The sequence below is a fragment of the Cyanobium sp. ULC082 genome (genome assembly GCF_977927535.1).
Genome location: NZ_OZ376397.1, coordinates 378,337 through 399,019, shown reverse-complemented (window position 1 = coordinate 399,019; position 20,683 = coordinate 378,337). Strand labels below are relative to the sequence as shown.

20 protein-coding genes and 1 pseudogene are annotated in these 20,683 nt (G+C 63.5%); 8 read left to right on the top strand and 13 right to left on the bottom strand.

The window, feature by feature from the left end; genetic code table 11:
- Nucleotides 1–29: 29 nt before the first annotated feature.
- Nucleotides 30–740, bottom strand: a complete 711-nt coding sequence (locus ACXMDY_RS02130) for a DUF4178 domain-containing protein (RefSeq protein WP_457767287.1) — start codon at nt 738–740, stop codon at nt 30–32.
- A 181-nt stretch (nt 741–921) separates the two neighbouring features.
- Between ACXMDY_RS02130 and ACXMDY_RS02125 the strand changes: the two genes are divergently transcribed.
- Nucleotides 922–1,281: a hypothetical protein gene (locus ACXMDY_RS02125; RefSeq protein WP_457767286.1), complete on the top strand. Its 360-nt coding sequence runs from the start codon at nt 922–924 to the stop codon at nt 1,279–1,281.
- An 89-nt stretch (nt 1,282–1,370) separates the two neighbouring features.
- Here ACXMDY_RS02125 and ACXMDY_RS02120 read toward each other — a convergent pair whose 3' ends face one another.
- From ACXMDY_RS02120 to ACXMDY_RS02105, 4 genes are all read right to left on the bottom strand, one after another.
- Nucleotides 1,371–2,921 (bottom strand): mechanosensitive ion channel family protein, encoded by a 1,551-nt coding sequence (locus ACXMDY_RS02120; protein ID WP_457767285.1) that lies wholly within the window; start codon nt 2,919–2,921, stop codon nt 1,371–1,373.
- A gap of 300 nt (nt 2,922–3,221) precedes the next feature.
- Complete coding sequence (locus ACXMDY_RS02115) at nt 3,222–3,632, bottom strand: hypothetical protein (protein WP_457767284.1); 411 nt, start codon at nt 3,630–3,632, stop codon at nt 3,222–3,224.
- Between the two features lie 614 nt (nt 3,633–4,246).
- Nucleotides 4,247–4,624, bottom strand: coding sequence for a hypothetical protein (locus ACXMDY_RS02110; protein WP_457767283.1), 378 nt, complete (start codon nt 4,622–4,624; stop codon nt 4,247–4,249).
- 17 nt (nt 4,625–4,641) lie between these two features.
- Nucleotides 4,642–5,118, bottom strand: a complete 477-nt coding sequence (locus ACXMDY_RS02105) for a lysozyme inhibitor LprI family protein (protein WP_457767282.1) — start codon at nt 5,116–5,118, stop codon at nt 4,642–4,644.
- Nucleotides 5,119–5,314: 196 nt separating this feature from the next.
- Here ACXMDY_RS02105 and ACXMDY_RS02100 point away from each other — a divergent pair, with 196 nt between their 5' ends.
- Nucleotides 5,315–5,773 (top strand): hypothetical protein, encoded by a 459-nt coding sequence (locus ACXMDY_RS02100; protein WP_457767281.1) that lies wholly within the window; start codon nt 5,315–5,317, stop codon nt 5,771–5,773.
- Nucleotides 5,774–6,083: 310 nt separating this feature from the next.
- Here the strand turns inward: ACXMDY_RS02100 and ACXMDY_RS02095 are convergent, their stop codons facing one another.
- The 3 genes from ACXMDY_RS02095 to ACXMDY_RS02085 form a co-directional block, all read right to left on the bottom strand.
- Complete coding sequence (locus tag ACXMDY_RS02095) at nt 6,084–6,752, bottom strand: alpha/beta hydrolase (protein ID WP_457767280.1); 669 nt, start codon at nt 6,750–6,752, stop codon at nt 6,084–6,086.
- A 201-nt stretch (nt 6,753–6,953) separates the two neighbouring features.
- A complete protein-coding gene (locus tag ACXMDY_RS02090; RefSeq protein ID WP_457767279.1) occupies nt 6,954–7,580 on the bottom strand; it encodes a hypothetical protein in 627 nt (208 codons plus the stop codon).
- A gap of 58 nt (nt 7,581–7,638) precedes the next feature.
- Nucleotides 7,639–8,142: a hypothetical protein gene (locus ACXMDY_RS02085; protein ID WP_457767278.1), complete on the bottom strand. Its 504-nt coding sequence runs from the start codon at nt 8,140–8,142 to the stop codon at nt 7,639–7,641.
- A gap of 536 nt (nt 8,143–8,678) precedes the next feature.
- Between ACXMDY_RS02085 and ACXMDY_RS02080 the strand changes: the two are divergent.
- A pseudogene (locus ACXMDY_RS02080) lies at nt 8,679–10,267 on the top strand (IS3 family transposase).
- 446 nt (nt 10,268–10,713) lie between these two features.
- On the opposite strand, the gene ACXMDY_RS02075 reads toward ACXMDY_RS02080, so the two are convergent.
- The gene (locus tag ACXMDY_RS02075; protein ID WP_259701451.1) at nt 10,714–11,289 is read right to left on the bottom strand and encodes a hypothetical protein; all 576 of its coding nucleotides are present in this window, start codon (nt 11,287–11,289) and stop codon (nt 10,714–10,716) included.
- 364 nt (nt 11,290–11,653) lie between these two features.
- On the opposite strand from ACXMDY_RS02075, the gene ACXMDY_RS02070 reads away from it, so the two are divergent.
- Nucleotides 11,654–12,409 (top strand): CPBP family intramembrane glutamic endopeptidase, encoded by a 756-nt coding sequence (locus tag ACXMDY_RS02070; RefSeq protein WP_259701450.1) that lies wholly within the window; start codon nt 11,654–11,656, stop codon nt 12,407–12,409.
- Nucleotides 12,410–12,853: 444 nt separating this feature from the next.
- Here the strand turns inward: ACXMDY_RS02070 and ACXMDY_RS02065 are convergent, their stop codons facing one another.
- From ACXMDY_RS02065 to ACXMDY_RS02055, 3 genes are read right to left on the bottom strand one after another with little or no spacing between them, the layout of a single operon-like run.
- A complete protein-coding gene (locus tag ACXMDY_RS02065) occupies nt 12,854–14,407 on the bottom strand; it encodes a polyamine aminopropyltransferase (RefSeq protein ID WP_259701449.1) in 1,554 nt (517 codons plus the stop codon).
- Nucleotides 14,404–14,637 (bottom strand): hypothetical protein, encoded by a 234-nt coding sequence (locus tag ACXMDY_RS02060; RefSeq protein WP_259701448.1) that lies wholly within the window; start codon nt 14,635–14,637, stop codon nt 14,404–14,406. Before ACXMDY_RS02060 ends, ACXMDY_RS02065 begins: the two co-directional genes overlap by 4 nt.
- 30 nt (nt 14,638–14,667) lie before the next feature.
- Nucleotides 14,668–15,741 (bottom strand): hypothetical protein, encoded by a 1,074-nt coding sequence (locus ACXMDY_RS02055; RefSeq protein WP_259701447.1) that lies wholly within the window; start codon nt 15,739–15,741, stop codon nt 14,668–14,670.
- On the opposite strand from ACXMDY_RS02055, the gene ACXMDY_RS02050 reads away from it, so the two are divergent.
- The 4 genes from ACXMDY_RS02050 to ACXMDY_RS02035 all read left to right on the top strand — a co-directional run bounded on the left by ACXMDY_RS02050 (nt 15,740) and on the right by ACXMDY_RS02035 (nt 20,225).
- Nucleotides 15,740–15,949: a DUF350 domain-containing protein gene (locus tag ACXMDY_RS02050; protein WP_259701446.1), complete on the top strand. Its 210-nt coding sequence runs from the start codon at nt 15,740–15,742 to the stop codon at nt 15,947–15,949. The two genes, ACXMDY_RS02055 and ACXMDY_RS02050, sit on opposite strands and share 2 nt — an antisense overlap.
- Before the next feature lie 82 nt (nt 15,950–16,031).
- The gene (locus tag ACXMDY_RS02045) at nt 16,032–18,524 is read left to right on the top strand and encodes a ligase-associated DNA damage response DEXH box helicase (protein WP_399243772.1); all 2,493 of its coding nucleotides are present in this window, start codon (nt 16,032–16,034) and stop codon (nt 18,522–18,524) included.
- 25 nt (nt 18,525–18,549) lie between these two features.
- Nucleotides 18,550–19,275, top strand: a complete 726-nt coding sequence (locus ACXMDY_RS02040) for a PspA/IM30 family protein (protein WP_259701444.1) — start codon at nt 18,550–18,552, stop codon at nt 19,273–19,275.
- Nucleotides 19,272–20,225: a substrate-binding domain-containing protein gene (locus tag ACXMDY_RS02035; protein ID WP_259701443.1), complete on the top strand. Its 954-nt coding sequence runs from the start codon at nt 19,272–19,274 to the stop codon at nt 20,223–20,225. The genes ACXMDY_RS02040 and ACXMDY_RS02035 overlap by 4 nt, the downstream gene beginning before the upstream one ends.
- A 175-nt stretch (nt 20,226–20,400) precedes the next feature.
- Here the strand turns inward: ACXMDY_RS02035 and ACXMDY_RS02030 are convergent, their stop codons facing one another.
- Nucleotides 20,401–20,637, bottom strand: a complete 237-nt coding sequence (locus ACXMDY_RS02030; RefSeq protein ID WP_259701442.1) for a hypothetical protein — start codon at nt 20,635–20,637, stop codon at nt 20,401–20,403.
- Nucleotides 20,638–20,683: the final 46 nt, after the last annotated feature.

Genomic DNA, 20,683 nt, shown 5'->3' with positions numbered 1-20,683 from the left:
GCTACCTGCTGGCGGCCCTGCCTCTCGCCTCAGCGGTACACCGAGCGCCCATCGCCGGGCAGCAGGGTGAGCAGGGCGGGATCGATCAGGCGGCCCACGGTGAGTTCGGGCGGGTCGGGGGGCTCGCCACTGGCAGCGGCGGCGGCCTGGTCCCACTGCTCCAGTGACAGCACCAGGCCGCCGGTGCCGGTGTAGTCGGCGTAGCGGCAGCCGCTCTGGCGCCGGTTCATCACCCGCGCGCTGGAGCTGATCGAAGCCTGGCCCTGCTCCTTGAGCGCATAGGTGACACCATCGAGCTGCAGGCGTGCTGGGAAGCGGCCCGCGCCGGAACCGGCAAACGACGCCGGTGCCAGCTCCGAGCTGCTGACACTCTCCAGCCAGCTCACCTCCAGCCAGTCGTCTTCACACACACTCAACCAGCGGCCGTCGTTGCCGTCGCGCAGCAGATACTCCAGCCACTCGAAGCCTGCATCGCTGTACAGCAGCCGGTCTTCCACCACCCAGTCGCGCCCTTCGAACTGCACGATGTCGCCGGTGCAGAGGCTGAACAGGGTGCGGTCCTGGGGCAAGGCAGCCGGGCGACGGCGCCAGCGCCACAGCTGCAGCACCACAACGGCTGCCACCAGCAGCCCCAGCAGGAAGATCCACACCGTCATCGGCTCGATCGCAAGGCAGACCACTGCTGCGGGTAGCGGGGAGCCTATCGGCACCACCCTGACGGCCAGGAGCAGGGCCACCATTGCTCAGCTCACGGCCCTCTGTTGCCAACGTGCTGGAGCGGCACCCCCCCCCGGTTTCAGGAAAGATGTCACCCCTCTCATACGTACACCCGGGGGCTTGAGGAGATGACCAATGCGCGGATACAGCGAGGCCGTCTAGCCGAAGACTTCTGCGAAGCAGTGGGCTGATGTGAGAAGGCGGATGAGCCCTCCACACCGGCAAAGCGTGGCCCGGATTTCAGAAGAGCTGGGCATTCAGGTGATCACCCTCTACACATGGAGGAAGATCTGGCGGTTGCAGGCAGAGGTGGTGCCGGCATCCGAGAAGGCCCATGACGGCTGGAGTGCTGCCGACAAGTTCACTCTGGTGCTTGAGACGGCTGGGTTCAACGCCACTGAGCTCAGCGCCTACTGCCGGGAGCGCGGGCTCCTCTCCGACCAGGTGAGCCGCTGGCGGCAGGCAGCCCAGGATGCCAATGCCAAGCCGGTGCTGTCGATGGCCGAGCAGAAGGAGCTCGAGAAGCGTCGCGGCCAGGATCAGTGCGAGATCAAAGTGGGGTAGATGGCATCTGGAGCGTCCAGAGCCTGGCCTTGCGAAGCGCGTGATCCTGATCGGCGTGCGGTTGTTTCAGTCGGTCGCCGCGATTGCGTTCAGCCTGGTTCTCCTGCTGCGACGGCTTCAAGCCGCTGCGCCAGACGTTCCAAGAGGGCGCGGCGTACCTGCTCCTGCCGGCCTGCTTCGGTGATCAGCAGAGCGGTCACTCGCAATCCATCGGCCGTCATGGCGTCCACGCCCAGAAGCGTGGGCGGCTTCAGCAAAAGTGACTGCCAGGTGGGGTCGGCTGCGAAGGCAGCCAGCTCGGCGGTGATGACGGCCAGCGCCCTTGCCAGATTCGTATCCCTTGACAACAGCAACGACACTTCCGCGCCCGAGCGCAGCTTGGTGTGGTTAACGCTCTGCTCACAGCCGCTGTTCGGCACCACCACCACCCGTTGGTCTTGGCAGCGCAGCTCGGTACTCAGCACCCCCACATCGATCACCTCGCCGAGGCGCCCGCCGATCTCCACGGTGTCGCCGATGGCGTACCGGTCGTCGAACAGCAGCACCAACCCGGCCACGAAATCCCGCAGCAATCCCTGGAACACCAGAGCCAGGGCACCGAGCACAGCACCACTGGCGAGAAGGGCATTGCTGGAAAGATCGCGCAGCACGGGAATGCCCACCACTGTCCACACGCCGAACAACAGCAGGCAGGCCAGGTCGACCAGGCGTCTGAGCACCCTCAGCAGGCTGCGGTAGCGCTGGTCGCGGCGCGCCTGGAAGGCCACCGGCACGAATACGTTGCTGGCCCACTGACTCAGCAGCAACCCCACCAGCGCCCGCAGCAGTGCGGCCACCACCACCATCGCCAGGGCTTTGAACAGCACCACCAACGGCTGGAACAGCACATCGATCGCCGGTGCCACCTGGCCGGGAGTGGCCAGCAGCACCACGGCACCGATGGCCACGCCCAGCACCAGCACCGAGGCAAGCAGCAGCCGGCTGAGACTCTGCGCCAGGTGGAAGCGAGCAGCGGCGAAGTGATCGGCTCCCTCGACGCATTGGCGGTGCTGCCGCGGCAGCTGGCGTTGCAGCCGGCGCCAAAGCCAGACAGCCAGCACCAGGAGCGCAGCGAGCACAACGACAACCCGCGCTGCATCCCACAGTCGCTCTGAGATCTGCTGTGCTCCATAGATCTCTCGAGCACGGCGGAGCCGTCGTTGCAGCCGGCCGCGCCAGCGCTGCGCCAACGCCGCCTCGCTCGTGCCGTTCAGCTGAGCATCGGCCGCAGTCACGGTGAGCAGTGGGAAGGGCGTGGCACGTCCGGGAACCACAGCGGCCAGCTGGTTCAGCCCACCGGCCTGCCGCTGCGTCACAACAACCTGCAAGGCCTCTGGTGCGCCCTGCAGCCCCAGATGATCGGGGTCGCACACCGCCTCTACCGCGCCCACACCAGAGCGCTCGAGCAGGAGCTCGCAGATTCGCTCTCCTGGCGTGCATGGCTGCGTTGGCCGGTAGAGGAGATCAAGGTTCCCCTCGATCACCCGGGCCCGCTCGGCCGCGTCGGGTCCGGCCTCAGGGCCCGCCACGCGCAACGACGCCACGTTGATCACCGGCACGCCAAGGATGCGCACCTGTGAGAGGCGAAAACTGCCCGCCATGGGCTGGCTGTCCTCAGGCGCTGGTGGGCCGGGAGATTCCGCTGAAAGTCCTGGCTGAACAATCACCAGCAACAGCGCTGCCAGGGCAGTGGCCACAAGACGGAGGGGGCGAATGCTCCAAGCCTGTGGTGCCGGACCGGAGACACCACTTCTTGAAGTCGTCCTTCCATTAGCAGTAGCTGTGGCGCGGCTGATTGTGGGGGGCTCCACGCTGGCTGATCCAGAGGTAACCAGTGTGGCAATCAAGGCGCGGGAGACCCACCGTCAAGATCGGGGTGTGATGGCCTTTGTCAGGAACGTTCAGCCAGGCCCGTTTATCCGAGAGCATGCCGCAGCCAGGTGGTGGATCGGCACGGCGCAGTGCGCCAAGAGCAGGACTATCGCCAAGCCCAGCAGAGCCGAGGCAGCGACGGAAGCCGCTCTGCCTGACTGCTCAGACCGAAGCGAGAGACGGCTCCCCAGACGGATCAGGGGTTGGCTGAACCGATCTGCAAAGGTCGGCGCCACCAGTGCCAGTGCGAAGCAGCCCAGAAGCAGCAGGGCCGCCGTTCGGCCCAGAACGTTGGCGCGGAAGGTCCAGCCGCCATCGCGCAACCCCAACAGATCGGCGATGAGCAGGAACACACCCAGATCAGTGCCACGCCCGTCCACATCACCGATCATGGCCTGCAGGCAGTGCGGCAGCGCCTGCCAATGCAGAAAGGAGAGCATCAAGCAAGTCACCGGGAGGCCAAGGGTGTGGTGCTGGTGGGGACTATTGGCACCGGGGGGTGCCCCATGGCTGGCACCTGACTGCATCCAACGGCGCCACCCACTTCCCAGCCGACCAGACCAGAGCGGCCGTGACAACCGAACGGTCAAGAAGATCCTGAGTCACCGGGATAGGAGCACCACCAGGGGGTAGCGGGCCGTGAGCTCAACCGAGGCTGCTGGGGTGTGTGCAGCCCTGCCGACTGAATGGTTCCTAGCAACCAGTGATTTGCAGTCCCGCAGACATGAAAAGCGGCAAGGGCTGGGCTGCAGAGTTGCTGCAATAGCGAGGCATTACGTGGTCCATTCGGGCTCAGATCGTGTTCAGAGAAAAAGATGTGGTGATCGAAGGTGATTCGCCAAACAATTCGGAAACAAGTTGGATGCGTGTCCCAAAGCACAGGACAACAGAACGCAGCAATTGCCCAGAAGCTAGTAGTTAGCCATCAGGTAATTGACCCTCGCTTCGTTGACATTCCCAGACACGACCTGGGCGTCAGCGAGAGGATCATGTCGCAGCTGAGAACGCTAATCTCAAAAGCGGTGGACAACATCAGGCCACCTGCAGATCATCTCTACGAAGTCATGAGTCGCCTTAGCAGGAGCATCAGGCCGAGCAGGACTACGGCCATGGACTGCAGCAACGGTACGCCGATCATTACCACGCTTTGCGCCAACCCAGGCTCAGGCACCTTGCTGGGAGGCGGTGCATGAAGACCCAGAAGGAGTGTACCCCCCAGCGAAAGAACCAGTGTGACGATGAAAAGGACTCTGGCGTCAGTGCTGCGCTCATTCACCCATCCAGCCATCAAGCCAAGCAGCAGATAGGGGGCAACAACCAAGGCCAGAAATGGAAGATCGTTGCCTTGAAAGCCAGACGTGCGAGCACAAACGATGATCAGGCTCGTGATGGCGGCAAACGCGCAGACCATTCTGGTGGCCTGGTCAACCATGACACCCCTTCTCCCCATCATTGCTTCCTGGGCATCAACCGCAGTGGCATCGCCAACGAATCCAGCTGCCGCAGACGTTGCTGCTGACTTGACTTCACGCAGGTCCGCAGGCTCTCCTGAGCCCGCCAGCATTCGTCCATGGTTTCCACCCAGCGGCGCTGATCCTCCATAAGGGCCACGCGCTCTGGCTGCTTGAGCGAGGCATCGTCCCGCAGGCGGCGAAAAGCCTGGCGCAGCTGTACGTCGATGGCCGTCAGCTCGGCATCCCGACAGATCAATACTGTGGCAGCACTGCCGGCGCGCTGACAGCGGATCGTCTCCCCATCGAAGGACTCCGGCGGTGGAGGGATCGCCTGGGCGCCGAGAGTGCTTAAGACCCCTGCCAAAAACAGCGGAAGAACTGGCAACGGCCACCTGCTCATGGTCCAGAAGGATTCATGCGGCGGCGACATTGCCAGCGAGCGTGGCGGGAACATCACTTTGGCACCAAACAAGAAGCAAGGATCAACAGTGTCATGGTCAACAATTATACAATCGTGAGAAGATAGCCCAAGGCAAGCACTTTATCTTGCCGCGTCATCGATGAAGTGAGGGATTGAAGACCACCTATGACCGGGGCTGCATTGGCCATGCTATATCTATTTTAATGCTAGTTACATAGCATTAAACCAATCGAAAGAAGCATCCAAAATGAAAGCAGGCAAGCACATCGTTACCGCCGCTACCGCTCTAGCCGCATTCGGGCTGTATTTGCCGCTCGCCTCCCATGCCATTGATCCTGCCTATGCCAAGAAGCTTGATCGGTCTGGCTGTACCCAAGTCACCGAATTAAAAGGCTGCGATATCAACAAGACCAAAGCCGAAAACGCCAAAGCCGGATTCGGTACCGCTGCCACTGCCACATCGCCCTACGCCGGCCAGTGGATTGCAAAGAACATCGACGGGCGAACCGTTTCCGCAATTCGCATCGACAACAAAAACAAAGTAATGGTAGACGGCAAGTCTGTTGCCAGCAAACTCAGTGACGGTGCCTTGGTGTTCAAGACCGGCTTCATCACATACACGATTCAAGGCGACCCGCGCCTCACGAATGAGAATAGCTGGTTCGATTCTGATTCACAGACCACTGGCCCGATCCGTCGCAAATAATCTCAGGGTCAATTCAGAGGATTAGCAGGGACTGGGCTACTGGTTATGCCACGTCATCACCAGTAGCCAGTTGATCTTTGGGCCACCGCCTGAAAGACTGCTTGGATCAAGCGAAAGCTTCTGATTCGTAGCAGCTTAATGGCGACGGCCCAATTCTTAGCGAAAACATCAATACCGTGTCGCTGCGGTAACTTTCGTGGAAGGTGATCAAACAGGAGTCTATTGCAGACGTAGCGACTTCCTGCACATGTTGAAGCCCCCCTCGCTTCAAACTCTATGTTGGATCAAGGTAGAATCCTGTGACAAATAATCATTCGACCAAGAAAACCGGACGAAGCTGGGAGAGACAGCTGCTATCGGGCTCCTTATTTGGGTTGGTAAGAAAGTTGACGGCGATTTGAGTCGAACAGGCTGCGGCAGGCAGATTGGCCGGCACAATGAGCGCTCCATGGCCAACGCCTGGGAAGGTGTACACATAAGCAGTTTTCAGATTCTTGGCAACGGCTTCCCCATAGGGCTGGGGCGTAACCGGATCAAATGCGCCATTGAAGATAAGTGTGGGAATCTCAGAATTTTGTTGGACAAACGGTGGTTTCAGCTCGATCTGGAGAAGATGACAGGCTTTAATCACAGCTTGGCTTTCACGGATGCCAATTGGCAGCAGTTGTGGATAGGGAGCTGGAAGTACCTGGTCTGGCGTGACTTGCAGCGATTTGGTACGCGCACAGAGGACAGAGTGGTACATCTCTTTCGCATTGTCATTTTCCAAAGCCTCTGACAGTTTCTTGGCAATCCAAGTAAAATCTCCTTGGCTTGCCGCCTGAATTTGCTTAGGCAAATCTCCGCCATGGGGCGTTGTTAAGAGATAGGGCATGATGCCGTCGACGAAGGTATTGCCATCGAGCATGGAGGCGATCTTCATCTGACTGGAAGGAATAGTCAGGGCAAGGTCGATCGGCTTCTGGTTGAGGCGATCCACAAGGGGAAGAAAGTTACGCTCTAGATTGGGATAAGCCCGACTGCATTTCTGATCTTGGGTACAAGCATGGAATACGTTCCGTAAGGCATAGCTGATTGCATGGCCTGATGCCAGATTAAAATCTAGATCTGGCCTGACTACTCCATCAAGGATCACGCTCCGCAGTTGCGACTTGTGCTTGTCTGCCTGAGCGATCACATATTAACCCAACAAAGTGCCATAAGAAACCCCATAGAAATTGAATTGCTCATAACCCAGCGCATCGGCCACAAAGTAGATATCGGCGGCATTCTCGCGGGTATTAAAAGCATTGGGATTTACCCCATGGGTCTTCATGCGCTCGTGACACACTTTGATCCAGTCAGGATCAGTATATTCTTTCTGCTTTTTGGCCACAGTAATATTGTGAGCATTCAACTCTGGACAGGATAGGTATGGAATGACATACTTCGTTCCCCGCTCTTCCATGAAGATTAAGTTGCGGCTCTGAAGTATAGCTTTCAGGCTGGGATAGCTCGGCAGGGCAAGATTGACAAACACACCAATGGTTGTTCCGCCGGGACCACCCTGTTCGACGAACAGTGGATCCGGCGCAGGCACATTGGCCGTACTCCGGGTATGTACAACGCCGAGTTGAATGGAGGGCCCTTGCGGCTGTCCGTGCTGTTCAGGGACAGAAACGTATCCACAATCCGAAAGTTCAGCAACGGAAGAGGGTACGTCAAAAGTTTTGCAATCAACAGCTTTCCATGCTGGGCCAAAGCTGGCACGATTAACTGTTGCCCCATTGGCTGGATTACTGCTTCCACTGAGAAGAGCAACAGACAAGATGGTGAATTGACAAAGTCTAACCAGCAATGGATTCACGAGAGATAGCCCTGAATGTCTAATCCAAGAGTGAAACAAGGATGGTCGTTACGCCTGTAGCGCTGCTGCCAGCCAGGAGCAAGCCGAACATGGCTGCACCGTCGCCGATTGAGAAGACTTTCAACTCAGTGATCAGGGGATCATTAAAGACGGATGCAAGCGACTGCTGTGCTCTGTCCTTGTCATCCGTTTCAGCCATGAGCAAAATCGGCATGAAATGAGACGCAAGGGGATCCACGATTGCTTTTAGCTCTGCCACAACATCTGGCTGAACTTCATCAGGACGGGAATACACCTGTTTCCATTGACTCATCCACGCAGACTCACCATACTCTTCCCACATCGGCCCGACAAAGTGCTGATAATAGTGTCGAGCAATAGTTTCCAGGTCTGCCCCAGGCTTGATCGCATCAGTAAAAACTTCGCTGCCAAAACCGGCTTGACTAGGAGCTCGATAAATTGATTGCAGAGCTATGATGGCGGCTGACAGGGTTTGAGATGAATCGGAAATTGCGGATACCATAGATTCAGTTGCAGCAAGGGCAAGAAAGAATGGCTGCCTCGATATGGTTTGTCATTCGGACAGCAGCAATTGTGTATTTTACAGCCAGCTTGATGAGTAATCATCAGACCATACAGTCAAATTCTCCCATCGAGAAGACTCCACCATCCAGATCACATTGGTTCATGGACGATGGCCACGTTTCACTGCACCCACGGAGAGCCAGGCTCCAGATACAACTGCAGATGCAGAAACAATCCATCCAATCGACCGTCCATGAGTGCTGTCTTGGGGTTCCACTGAAACAGGCATCAGTTCGGGGCGTAGCAAGATCACGAGAATGACCGAGATCAGAAACAGTGCTGCTGACTGCCGAGCAGGAATCTGAGGACACTGACGCTGCAGGATGCGAGCTCCCAGCTTGCCCGCTCCAGCCAAGACAACAACCGTCACCGACCAGGCTCCCCATAACCACACTGACCCCCCCTCTGCCAGGAAAGTTGACGCCTCTCCATCTCGACCATTTCCACCACCAGGGGGCCTGATGGAACCGATCAATGCGCCCTTACAGCGAGGCTGTCAAAGCTGATGTCCGCCGGCGGATGGGGCCTCCCCATCGCCAGAGCGTGACGGAGATCGCCCAGGAGCTGGGCATCCACGTGATCACCCTCTACAAATGGCGCAAGGCCTGGCGTCTGCAGGGGGAGGTGGTGCCGGCTACCCAGAAGGACCCCGAGGGTTGGGGCCCAACTGACAAGTTCACGGTGGTCCTGGAGACTGCTGGGTTCAACGCCACCGAACTCGGCGCTTACTGCCGCGAGCGGGGTCTGTTCCCCGAGCAGGTGGATCGCTGGCGCCAGGCCGCCCAGGATGCCAACGCACAGCCGCTGGTGACGATGGCCGAGCAGAAGGACCTGGAGAAGCGCCACCAGGCCGATCAGCGGGAGATCAAGCGGCTGCAGCAGGAGCTGCGCCGCAAGGACAAGGCCCTGGCGGAGGCGGCGGCGCTGCTGATGGCCTCAAAAAAGATCCAGGCCTTCTGGGGAGAGGACGGGGGCGACTGACCTCACCGTCTGATCGCCGCAAGGCCCTGGGGATCCTCGAGGCCGGCATGGCCGCGGGCGCACGGGCCCGTGAGGTGGCCGCTTTGCTTGGTGTGGGGCTCACCACCCTGCAGCGCTGGCGGCGTCAGTTCGCTGGTGATGGGGACGGCAGCGATCGCCGCAGAGGAAGCCCCCGCCATGTGGCCCATCGCCTGAGTGAGGAGGAGCGCCAGCGAATTCTGCTCACCTGCAACCAGACGGAATTCGCGGCGCTGCCGCCGGGGCAGATCGTGCCGGTCCTGGCGGATCGGGGCCTCTATATCGGCTCGGAGCGGAGCTTCTACCGGGTGCTCCATGCCCACGGCCAGGCCCACCGCCGCGGGCGGGCCCGTCCGCCCCAAGAGCCCCGTCCGGTGCCACGGCTGCAGGCCAGGGGGCCGAATCAGCTGTGGAGCTGGGACATCACCTACCTGCCCACCAGCGTTCGGGGGGTGTGGCTGTACCTCTATCTGGTGATCGACGTCTGGAGTCGCAAGGTGGTGGCCTGGGATGTGGCCGAGCGGGAAGACGCCCAGATCGCCGCTGATCTGGTCGGCCGTGGCTGTCTGCGGGAGCGGATCAGTAAGGGCCGCCGCCAGCCGCTGGTCCTCCATGCCGACAACGGCAACGCCATGCGCGCTGCCACCCTGGAAGCCCGGCTGGAGGAGCTGGGGGTGCTCAGATCCTTCTCCAGGCCCAGGGTCAGCAACGACAATCCCTACTCGGAGTCGCTGTTCCGAACGGTCAAGTACCGACCGGACTACCCCAGGCGGCCATTCCAAAGCAAGGACGACGCCTGCGCCTGGGTGGCCACGTTCGTGAGCTGGTACAACCACCAGCACCGCCACAGCGCCATCCGATTCGTGACGCCCCACCAGCGCCACAGCGGTCAGGCCGAGGAAATCTGCCGCCACCGTTCCCGCGTCTATGAGCAGGCCCGGCAGTGTCACCCCCGCCGCTGGAGCCGCTGCACCCGCAGCTGGCATCAACCGGAGGTGGTCTGGATCAATCCACCGCCTCCAGAAAACGCCAACGGTCCGGCTACTTTGTCGATCGCCGTCTGATTGGCGGCAGGGGCGTCATCTTTTCTGGCAGTCACCGACCCAGATGACAGATCCATCGGAATGGCGAAGAGTGCCAGTGCGCCAAGCACATTGCGGCACCCATAGGTAACCAACACCACCCCAGCCCACCAGATCCCGACCCCGATGGCCACCCACCCAGCCCTTGCATGAAGGGTTTGGGGCGCTGATGACGATAGATGCCTCAAGGATCCACCCACTGTTCAGGCCAATAGGATTGAGCGGAAAAGCTCTCTCCGCTCACTTGACACTGCAGAACGGAATACAAATCTCCCAGCCGATGGCTTGAATCTGTCTCTGGCATCAAGAAGCTTTTGTGAGCAAAACATCCATCTGCCAGCCTCAATGCAGCAGCATGGGCTGGTTCTGATGTGGAGCCCAGCGCGATACTGGCGCCCTGAAGCTGGCCCGCGCGGCTGGGGCCGCCATCAATGGGTCTTTGCCCCCTGCTCGCGGAAGTAGCGCTGAATGGCGTCCTCTGCGATACCGACCTTGGCCGCGTCACAGGCAGAGGTTTTGCTCAAGTAGTTCCCTGCCTTGTTGAAATTGACCCGACAGGCTCCTTCAAACTTCACCTGATGGATGCCCAACAGGAGGGGGACAATCTCTGGTGGATTTTCCGTGGATGCCCCGCTGCCGCTGCTCGCGCCCTTGGCGTAGGGGGCCGTATCCCAGAACACGAAGATCGACTGCTTTTCCAGCCGGTAAACCTGTCCGCGATTGGCCTCCAGCATCTCGCGCTTGGCAGGCTCACCACGCTCATCAAAGAAGGCGTTGGGCGTGCTCTCGTTGGGCTTGAGCTCGATCATCTGGCCGCCCTTGAGCTGAATGCTCACGAAGCCCTGACGCTGGGAAAAGGTACACAGCCCCGAGGAGGTGGCTTTGTCGTCTCCTGCGGGGAAAACATCGCAGCGAGCATCGACAGTGTCGGCCAGTGCTGGGGAAGCGACTGCTACAGCTGCAACACTCAGAAGAGAGGCTGCGAGAATCTTGAGCCGTGTCATTGCGCATGCATGATTTGATGGGATTTTACATGATCCCCCCCCCCCCGTCTTGGTTACGGGCCGGCTCTGGGGGATCTGACATTGCGCCTAATCAGTGGGCATGGACTGTCCTGGCAAGTGACTTCAGATCCTTTGGATGCATTGAATGAGGCCCAGTTTCAGCTCGCGGGGGCACAGCCTCCCAAAGGCGGTGTCAATCCTTCCGTCTTGAGACGGTCTGGATACATTCCGATCCACCTATATTGATCTTCCGTTCCGTGGCCCCATTGACATGATCCTAAAGGCCGATGGTTTAGAGAGTGCCTCGACCAGCTGCAGAGCGCGTATCCGCCCTTCTCTCACCATCGGGATTTCGGGGTGGGTCATGTACAGCGGCCTTGCTGGTGTTCTGCAGTTTCAGACTGGAATTCCCTATCCGCAGTGGTTCAAGACCGCTGACAATGCAGTACAGACGGCAGTCATCCCGCTGGCCCTTGCTGGCTTGGTCTTGCTGGCGTTGACGTTTTGGTGTCGCTGGGATCATGTGTGGCGTGATCCCATCCGGCTGAGGGCCACTGGCATCATGAAGATTTCGATGCTGGCCTGGGTGGCGATGATCGCCTTCCGCATGGTCGGCATCACGTGGAGTTCGGTACCACCGGCCCTCCTTCTGGCGATCATCGCGACGGGGGTCGGCGTCGGTTTCGCCGAGGAGCTGTTGTTCCGCGGCATCTTCCTGCGTTGCTTGCGTGAGGGAGGACGCTCAGAAGCGGCAGCCGCGATCTGGACCGGCATCTGTTTCGGTCTCTTCCATGTACCTAACATTTTCATGGGTATGGGGCTGATCGGCGTACTCCAAGTCATCCTCGCGGCATTAAGCGGCATCATTCTCTATGTGTTCCGCCGTTACAGTGGCCTGATCTGGCCGGCCATGGTTGCGCATGGTTTGTGGGATGTCACGACGTTTCTAGCCGGTGGCTATGCCTACCCCTGGCTTGGCCGGGCATCAGTTGCGGCGCAGCTTATGTTCGTAGTGCTTGGCATCCTTGTCTACATCAGCATCTACAGAAACGATCAAGAGACGGCTGTTATCCCTGAAGTTCAACATCACGATCCAGATCCAACGGCCTGTGTCTCCTAGTTTCTGCCAAAGTCAGAAGAACACTTCCCTCCCCGCTACTCTGAATCCCCGCAGGCAATAAGACGAACCTTCATCGATCGGTGCGGAGCACAATCACCGCGATTGTGCAGACGTCCTGGATCTGCCGCCAGCGTTCTGCTGGGATCCCCAGCAGCTCCGACGACCATTCGGCGGCAGGCCTTGACGCAGCAACTTCTGGCCGCTTGCACAGAAGCCATGGTGCTGCAGGTGGAGGGTGATCTTGCCGTTGGCCGATTGCTGCGGGCAAAGGAGAGGACGTTGGCGTGTGGATTGAGCGGCCGGCAGGGTCGTCGCCGTGGGGCCGTGGGGCAGCGGGTACCGGAACGGGGAAGGCAACGTGTTGTGGTTGCTCAGGCGGTCACTGGAAGGCCTGACACTCCTAGGAGTGTCAGCTCCTGGCTCCCACGCAGCGCCGATCGGCTCTCACGGCCCCGACCAGCGGCTCTGGCGTTGGTACTCAGCCAGCACGGGGCGCAGCAGGCGGTTCGGTTGCACCCGCTCGCCAGGCGGCAGGCGCAGATCCCGTGGCAGGGGGAACAGGCGAGCGATCTGGGCGTCGTCGGCCCAGCGGGCCGTGAACGGCAGCGGGGCGGCCATCAAGGTCTGGCCCGCGCGGTAGGCGATCACGAAGCCCCAGGGGCCGAAGCTGGGCACATCCACGCTGTAGGCGCGGGTGGTGAGCGGAAGTTGCTCGAAGGTGGCCTGGATCGAGGCCAGCACCTTCGGCGTGAAGAAGGGCGTGGAGGCCTGGGTCACCAGCCGCCCGTGCGGGGCCAGCAGTTCCAGCAGCCGGCCGTAGAAGCTGACGCTATAAAGCCGCGCCAGCGCTGCGGTGGCGGGATCAGGGAAATCGGCGATCACCACGTCGTAGGCGCCGGGCAGGTGCCGCACCCGCTCGAAGGCGTCGCCGCTGTGCAGGTGCACCCGTGGGTCGTCGAGGCTGCCCTGGTTGAGGCGCCGCAGGAAGGGGTGGCGGCGGGCCAGCTGCAGCATGGCGGGATCCAGCTCCACCAGATCCACCCGCTGCACGCCCGGCCAGCGCAGCACCTCCCGCAACGCCAGGCCATCGCCGGCCCCGAGCAGCAGCACGCGGCGGGGCTGCGGGTGAAAGGCCATCACCGGATGCACCAGCGCCTCGTGGTAGCGGTATTCGTCGAGGCTGGAGAACTGCAGGTTGCCGTCGAGGAACAGGCGCAGGTCATCGCGGCGGCGGGTCAGCACGATGCGCTGGTGGCGGCTCTGCAGCCGGCCCACCACCGGATCGTCGTAAAGGCTGTCTTCGATCCTGTCGCCCAGGGGCAGCACGGCCCAGGCCACCAGGGCCACCAGCGGCAGCGCGCCGGCCACCAGCCAGCGCCAGCGGCGACCCAGCGGGAACACCCGGCAGATCACCAGGCAGCTGAGCAGCGGCACCAGCGCCAGCAGGCCGGCGGTGGGCAGCAGACCCAGCCAGGGCAGCAGCACCAGCGGAAACAGCAGCGCCCCCACCAGGGCGCCCAGGTAGTCGAGCGCCAGCACCCGCGCCAGCGCTGTGCGCAGGTGCTGCTGGGTTTCCAGCAGGCGGGTGAGCAGCGGCACCTCCATGCCGCCCAACACCCCCACCAGCACGGTGAGCACCACCAGCCCCAGCCACACCGGCCCACCGGCGCCGAACAGGGCGAACAACCCCAGTGGCGCCAGCAGGCAGAGCGGGCTCAGCAGCAGCTCCACCAGCAGGAACAGCCGCAGCAGCCGGGCGAACGGGTTGGGGCCGCAGGCGAGGAACTGGCTCAGCCAGGCCCCCAGGCCCATCGCCGCCAGGAAGGTGCCCACCACGATGCCGGTGGCGAGAGTGTGATCACCCAGCAGGTAGCTGGCCTGGGTGGCGAGCATCAGCTCCAGCACCAGGCTCACGCTGGAGGACACCGCCGCCGCCGCCAGCAGCACCCACACCTGCAGGGGGCGCAGCGGCGGGGCGGCGGGAGCGAGGGGGATCACTTGGCGGTGCCCGGTCCGCGCCCCTGAAAGCCCGACCAATTGCGTGAGCGATCCGGCGCCGCCACCCAGCGGCCCGCCCGGTAACTGCCGCCGTAGCGCACACCGCTGAAGCTGGCCGGCGTGCCCTCCTGGCCGAGCCGGAACAGCGCGGGCTGCAGGATCGCCGCGGTGGTGCCCACACCCACGGCGCTGACGGCCAACAGCAGGATCACCGCGTGTTCGCGGGGCATGGCGGGCGGGCTCCCAACCCTGTGAGCATCTCAGGCTGGAGCGCCCCGCGGCCGCAGCGGCAGCAACGGCACCCGGAATGCCGTCTTCACCCCATCCTCCACGCTCAGCTGCAGCCACTCGATCTCCCAGGGGTCGTCCTGGGGGCCGAAGGCTTCCGGCACCGTCACCCGCAGCCGGAAGCTGCCGGGTTCCGGCAGGCGCAGGTGGTGGGTCTGGGTGAGGGTGAGCCAGTGGTCGCCATCGTTGGCGTGCTTCACCACCGCCAGCGTGGCCTGGTGATCAAGGCGGCGCTCACCGGTGGCATCGCTGAGGCTGAGGCTGAAGGGTGCCAGGGCGGGCGGTGGCAGCTCGGGTGTGGCGCCATCGGGGAGCTCCCAGCGGGCACGCACCACCAGCTTCAGCAGGCCCGGCCCGCCCAGCGGCAGCCGCACGGCCGCCACCCCCTCCTCCACCCGCAGCAGGCGTCGCGAGCGCGCCGCGCCGTACACGGCCGCCAGCAGGCAGAGCACGATCGCCTGGCTGACCACCGCCGTGAACAGCAACAGGCCGGCGTCCACGCTGTGGTTGCGCACCGTGCCGCGCAGCGTCACTGGGGCCTGCAGCGGCAAGCCGCTCACGCCGAGCAGCTCATCGAGTGTCACCTCCAGCTGGAAGCGTCCGCTGGCCTGGGGGCGCAGCTGCAGCTGCAGCGCTGTGTCCCGCTCCTGCCAGCTGCCGCTTTCGCCGCCTTCCACCCAGACGCCGCTTTCGCGCCAGCCGTCCTTGAACAGCTCCAGCACCGGGCGGCCTGTGGCATCCAGCAGGCGCACCCCCAGCGCCACCGTGCTGTTGTCTGGGAGCTCCGCCTCCAGCGCAATCCGTGGGCTGCCCAGCCAGCCATCGCGCAACGTGAATGTCTCGCTGCGGGCCGGTTGCTCCTCCGTCGTCACCAGCAGGAGCCGCTGGGGTGGTTCGAGCGCCGAGAGCGCCAGCACCGCGAGCGGCAGCAGCGGCAGCAGCAGGCCCAGCAGCGGCCAGCGCACGCTGGTGTCACCGGCCGCACCGCCCGATCGGCCTGGTGCCGGGGAGTCCCTACCCTGACGGCGAAGGTGTGACGGGGTCATGGTCAAACCGCTGCTCCAGTTGCTGCTGACGGTTGGCTGGACGTTTCTGGGCGTCATCCTCATCTACGGCGGCCTGCTGCTGTTCGATCGCCTCTCGCCGATCGACTACCGCAACGAGATCCGCAAGGGCAACACCGCCGCCGGTGTGGTGCTCGGCGCCGTGATCCTGGCGATCGCCGCCGTGGTGGTGGCGGTGCTCTCCAGCTGACGGGCGGCGACCCGTGGCCAGCCGCAGCGGCGCCCCGCTCCGCCCGATCGAAGACTGGTTCCGCCAGCAGGGCTGGCGGCCGATGCCGTTTCAGCGCCAGTGCTGGAAGGCCTACCTGGAGGGCCGCGACGGCCTGATCCAGGTGCCCACCGGCGCCGGCAAAACCTATGCCGCCGTGATGGGGCCGATCGCCCGCCTGCTGGCAAGCCCCGGGCCGGGCGTGCGCCTGCTTTATCTCACGCCGCTGCGGGCACTCAGCCGCGATCTGGCCCTGGCGATCCGCGCGCCGATCGAGGCGATGGGCTGGCCGCTGCGGGTGGGCATCCGCAACGGCGACACCGCCAGCGCTGAGCGCAGCCGCCAGCTGCGCCAGCCGCCCCAGATCCTGATCACCACGCCCGAATCGCTGTCGGTGCTGCTGGCGAGCCCGAAGGCCGCCGAGCTGTTCGGCGGCCTCGAAACGGTGGTGCTGGACGAATGGCACGAGCTGATGGGCAGCAAGCGCGGCAGCCAGTGCGAGCTCTGCCTCAGCTGGTTGCGCAGCCACCGGCCCGCCCTGCGCACCTGGGCGATCAGCGCCACGATCGGCAATCTCGAGGAGGCGGCGCGCGCCGCGGTGGGGGCGCAGGCCGCAGCGCCGTTGATCGTCAGCGCCAGGCTGCGCCGCCACACCGAGATCCGCAGCCTGCTGCCCGAGCAGATCGATGGCTTCCCCTGGGCCGGCCACCTGGGCCTGCGCATGTACGAAGAGCTGGTGGCGGCGCTCGATCCCGCCATCTCCACACTGCTGTTCACCAACACCCGCAACCAGTCGGAGCGGTGGCATCAATGCCTGCGGTATGCCTGCCCGGAGATGGAAGGAGCGCTGGCCCTGCACCACGGCTCGATCGACCGGGCCGAGCGGGAGGCGATCGAAGCGGGGGTGAAGGCGGGCGGGATCCGCTGGGTGGTGTGCACCAGTTCGCTCGATCTGGGCGTCGATTTCCAGCCGGTGGAGCGGGTGGTGCAGATCGGCTCCGCCAAGAACCTGGCGCGTCTGCTGCAACGGGCCGGCCGCTCCGCCCATTGCCCCGGCGGCACCTCCCAGGTGCTGTTCATGCCCACCAACGCGCTGGAGCTGCTGGAGGTGAGCGCGATGCGGCGCGGACTGGCGGCGGGGCTGGTGGAGGTGCGGCGGCCACCGCTGGCCCCGCTCGATGTGCTGTTGCAGCACCTCACCACGCTGGCCTGCGGGCCGGGCTTCGAACCTGAGCAGGAGCTGGCCAACGTGCGCAGCGCCTGGAGCTACCGCCAGCTCAGCGACGACGACTGGCAGTGGTGCCTCCGCTTCCTGGAGCACGGCGGCGACTGCCTCGGCGCCTATCCCCGCTACCGCAAGCTCGAACGCGAGGCGTTGGCGGCGCCTGAAAGCACTCCGCCAGAACAGGACCCTCCAGACGCTCCGTTCCGCTACCGGGTGCGTGAGACCGCCATCGCCCGCCTGCACCGCCTCAACATCGGCACGATCACCGCCAGCCGCTCGATCACGGTGAAGGTGGTGCGGGGCGCCACGCTCGGCCACGTGGAGGAGGGATTCGTGAGCCGGCTCAAGCCCGGCGATGTGTTCTTCTTCGCCGGCCGCCAGCTGGAATTCGTACGCCTGCGCGAGATGACCGCCCTGGTGAAGGCCAGCAGCCGCAAGAGCAGCCTGGTACCGGCCTGGGCGGGCGGCCAGATGGCCCTCTCCGATCTGCTCAGCGCACACCTGCGTCAGGAGGTCGATCGCTGCGCCCGGGCCCTGGCGGCCAGCGACCGCAGCGGGAGCCACGAACAGGAGGGCACTTCCAGGCTCGACACCCCCGAGCTGCGGGCCCTGGAGCCGCTGCTGCGCCGCCAGCACGAGCTGTCGGCCTTGCCGCGCGCCCATGAGTTTCTGGTGGAGATCACCCGCAGCCGCGAGGGCAGCCACCTCTACGCCTATCCCTTCGAGGGTCGCTTTGTGCATGAGGGGCTCGGCTTTCTCTGGGCCGGTCGCCTGGCCCGGATCCAGCCCGGCACGATCACGGTGTCGGTGAACGACTACGGCTTCGAGCTGCTGGCCCCGCGCGGCTATCCCTTCGCCGAGCTGTTCGAGAGCGAGGCCCCCACCCTGCTGGCCATCGAACGCCTTCAGGAGGATCTCGAGGCTTCGATCAACCTCTCCGAGCTCTGCCGCCGCCGCTTCCGCGCGATCGCCCAGGTGAGCGGCCTGGTGCTGAACGGCTTTCCCGGCCAGAACAAAACCGGCGGCCAGCTGCAGATCAGCGCCTCACTGCTGTTCGACGTGTTCCAGCGCCACGAACCCGGCCATCGGCTGCTGGCCCAGGCCCGCCGCGAGGTGCTCGACGAGCAGCTGGAGCTGGGCCGCCTGCAGGCGGCTCTCACGCGCCTGCGCTCCAGCGAGCTGCGCCTGGAGCTCACGCCGCGCCCGGGGCCGTTCGCCTTCCCGCTGCTGGCGGAGCGGCTCAACAACCGCATGAGCAACGAATCGGTGCTGAGCCGGCTGGAGCGGCTGATGGCGGAGGCCAGGCGGGCTGAAAACCACATCCCCGCCTAATCTGATCTGGATTGATCAGCAACTTGTGCGTAGGGTCATCTACTGGCTGATGGGCGATCGGGCCGGCCGGGTGGTCGTCGGCAGCTGGCGCTGGCTCTGGGGTCTGCCGGTTGAATCCGGCGGCAAGGTGGCTGTGGCCGTGGCCGAGGAGTCGCTGCAATCGATGCAGGAATCCGTGCAGAAGCTGGCCAGGGCCGTGGCCCAGCAGGTGGGTTCCTACGAGCGGGCCAGGAACAAGTACCAGGAGAAAACCCGCGAGCTCAGCACCTATGAGCACCAGGCCCGCCTGGCCAGGGACTCCGATCAGATCGATGCTGCCCGGTTGGCGATGGGCCGGGCCATCCAGATCGAGAAGCTGCTGCCCGCCCTCGGCGAGCAGGTGCAGCAGGCCGAAGCGTTCGTGAAGGCCTCCAAGGACAAATTGAACCGCGAGCGCCTCAAGCTCGAACAGTACAAATCCGACATGCAGAACATGAAGGATCTGGCTGAAGTCAACGCGGCGCTCGAATCGATTGCCAAGGTCAACAACGATTTCGACATCGGCTCTGCCCGCTCCTCCTTCGAGGCCGCCAGAAATGCCGTGGAGGGCCGCCACCTCACCAGCACCGCCCTCGCTGAACTCTCCGAGAATCCCCAGGAGAAAATGGCTGCCGATCTCGAGCAGCTCAGCCTGGATGAGGAAGTGTCCCAACGCCTCAGTGCCCTGAACCCTGCCCCGATGCGGCGCCTGCCGGAACTCCCACCACCATGAGCAGCAACGATGGCGGCAGCACCCGCAGCGGGCCACCCCCGATCATTTACATCCTGTTGCTTCTGGTCGGACTGGCGGCGCTCTGGACCTACCGGCCGCGTCTGGCCAATCTGCTCAAGGCCGGAGCCCCGTTCCCCAGCCTGCCCGGACTTCCCCAGGCTTCACCAGGCGGCGGCGGCCAGGGCGATCCGGCGGCGCTCTTTCCGCTGCCGGCAAGCGTTCCGGCCGGCACCACCGTCAGCATCGATGGCTCCACCAGCATGGTGCTGATCAACGAAGCACTCAAACTGGGGTTCGTCAGCGCCTTCCCCGGCACCGAGGTCAGCACGGCAGCGGTCGGATCCGACAACGGCATCCAGGCACTGCTGGGAGGCAGCATCACCCTGGCGGCGATCTCCAGACCGCTCACCGCCGAGGAGCAGGGCCGCGGCCTGGCCGCCATCCCTGTGACCCGTGATCGCATCGCCCTGGTGGTGGGAGTGGACAACCCGTTCCGCCGGGGGCTCTCGCGCCGCCAGGTGCAGCAGATCTTCCAGGGCGAAATCACCAGCTGGACCACCCTGGGGGGCGTCGATCGGCCGATCCGGGTGCTGAACCGGCCGAGCGTCAGCGGCACCCACACCGCCTTCCAGGCGATCGTTCTGGAAGGCAGGCCGTTCGGCACAACCGCCAACATCACCAGCCTCGCCCGGGACGCCACGACGCCGATGCTGCGCATGCTGGGAAGCGACGGAATCGGCTATGCCACCTACGGCCAGGTGGCTGACCAGCAGACCGTGAGAGTGCTGGCGATCGACGGGAACACGCCGGAAGCAGCCACCTACGCCTTCCAGCGTCCGCTGTACTACGCCTATCGCCAGCCAGCCGATCCAGCGGCGAAAGCCTTTCTCGGCTATGCCCTTTCCGAGGCCGGCAGGAAGCGGATCGAAGCAGGGGTCCAAGGTCCCTGAGGGGGCCGGACCCATCCTGATCGCCGGATCTCTCCGACGGCACACAGCCGGGGTTCAGGCCTTCTCCAGCCGCTTGATGATCACGCTCATCAACACCAGTGAGCCGACCAAGGCAATCAGCAGGGCGACAGTCATCGAGAAACGGGGCGGTTCAGACGGATTATCGCCGCTGTGATCAACCCTGTTCCGCCACAGGGGGCTGGGGATCCAGACAACGCTCGCGCAGCAGGCGGGAAACCGTGAGGTTGGCGCAGGGCGGATCGGTATCCATCTGGAGCAGCCACTCCGCCATTTCCATGCGCAGGGCGTAGGCATCTTCAAAGCGTTCCACCTGCTCAAGGCCGTGCAGGCGTCGCTCCATCCACTGACGGGTTTCGCTGGGCAGTTGGCGCTGAAACCGACGTTGGCTCACGGGGAAACTCCCGGTGGGTGTGCTGATCCTGCCTGATGGACCGCGA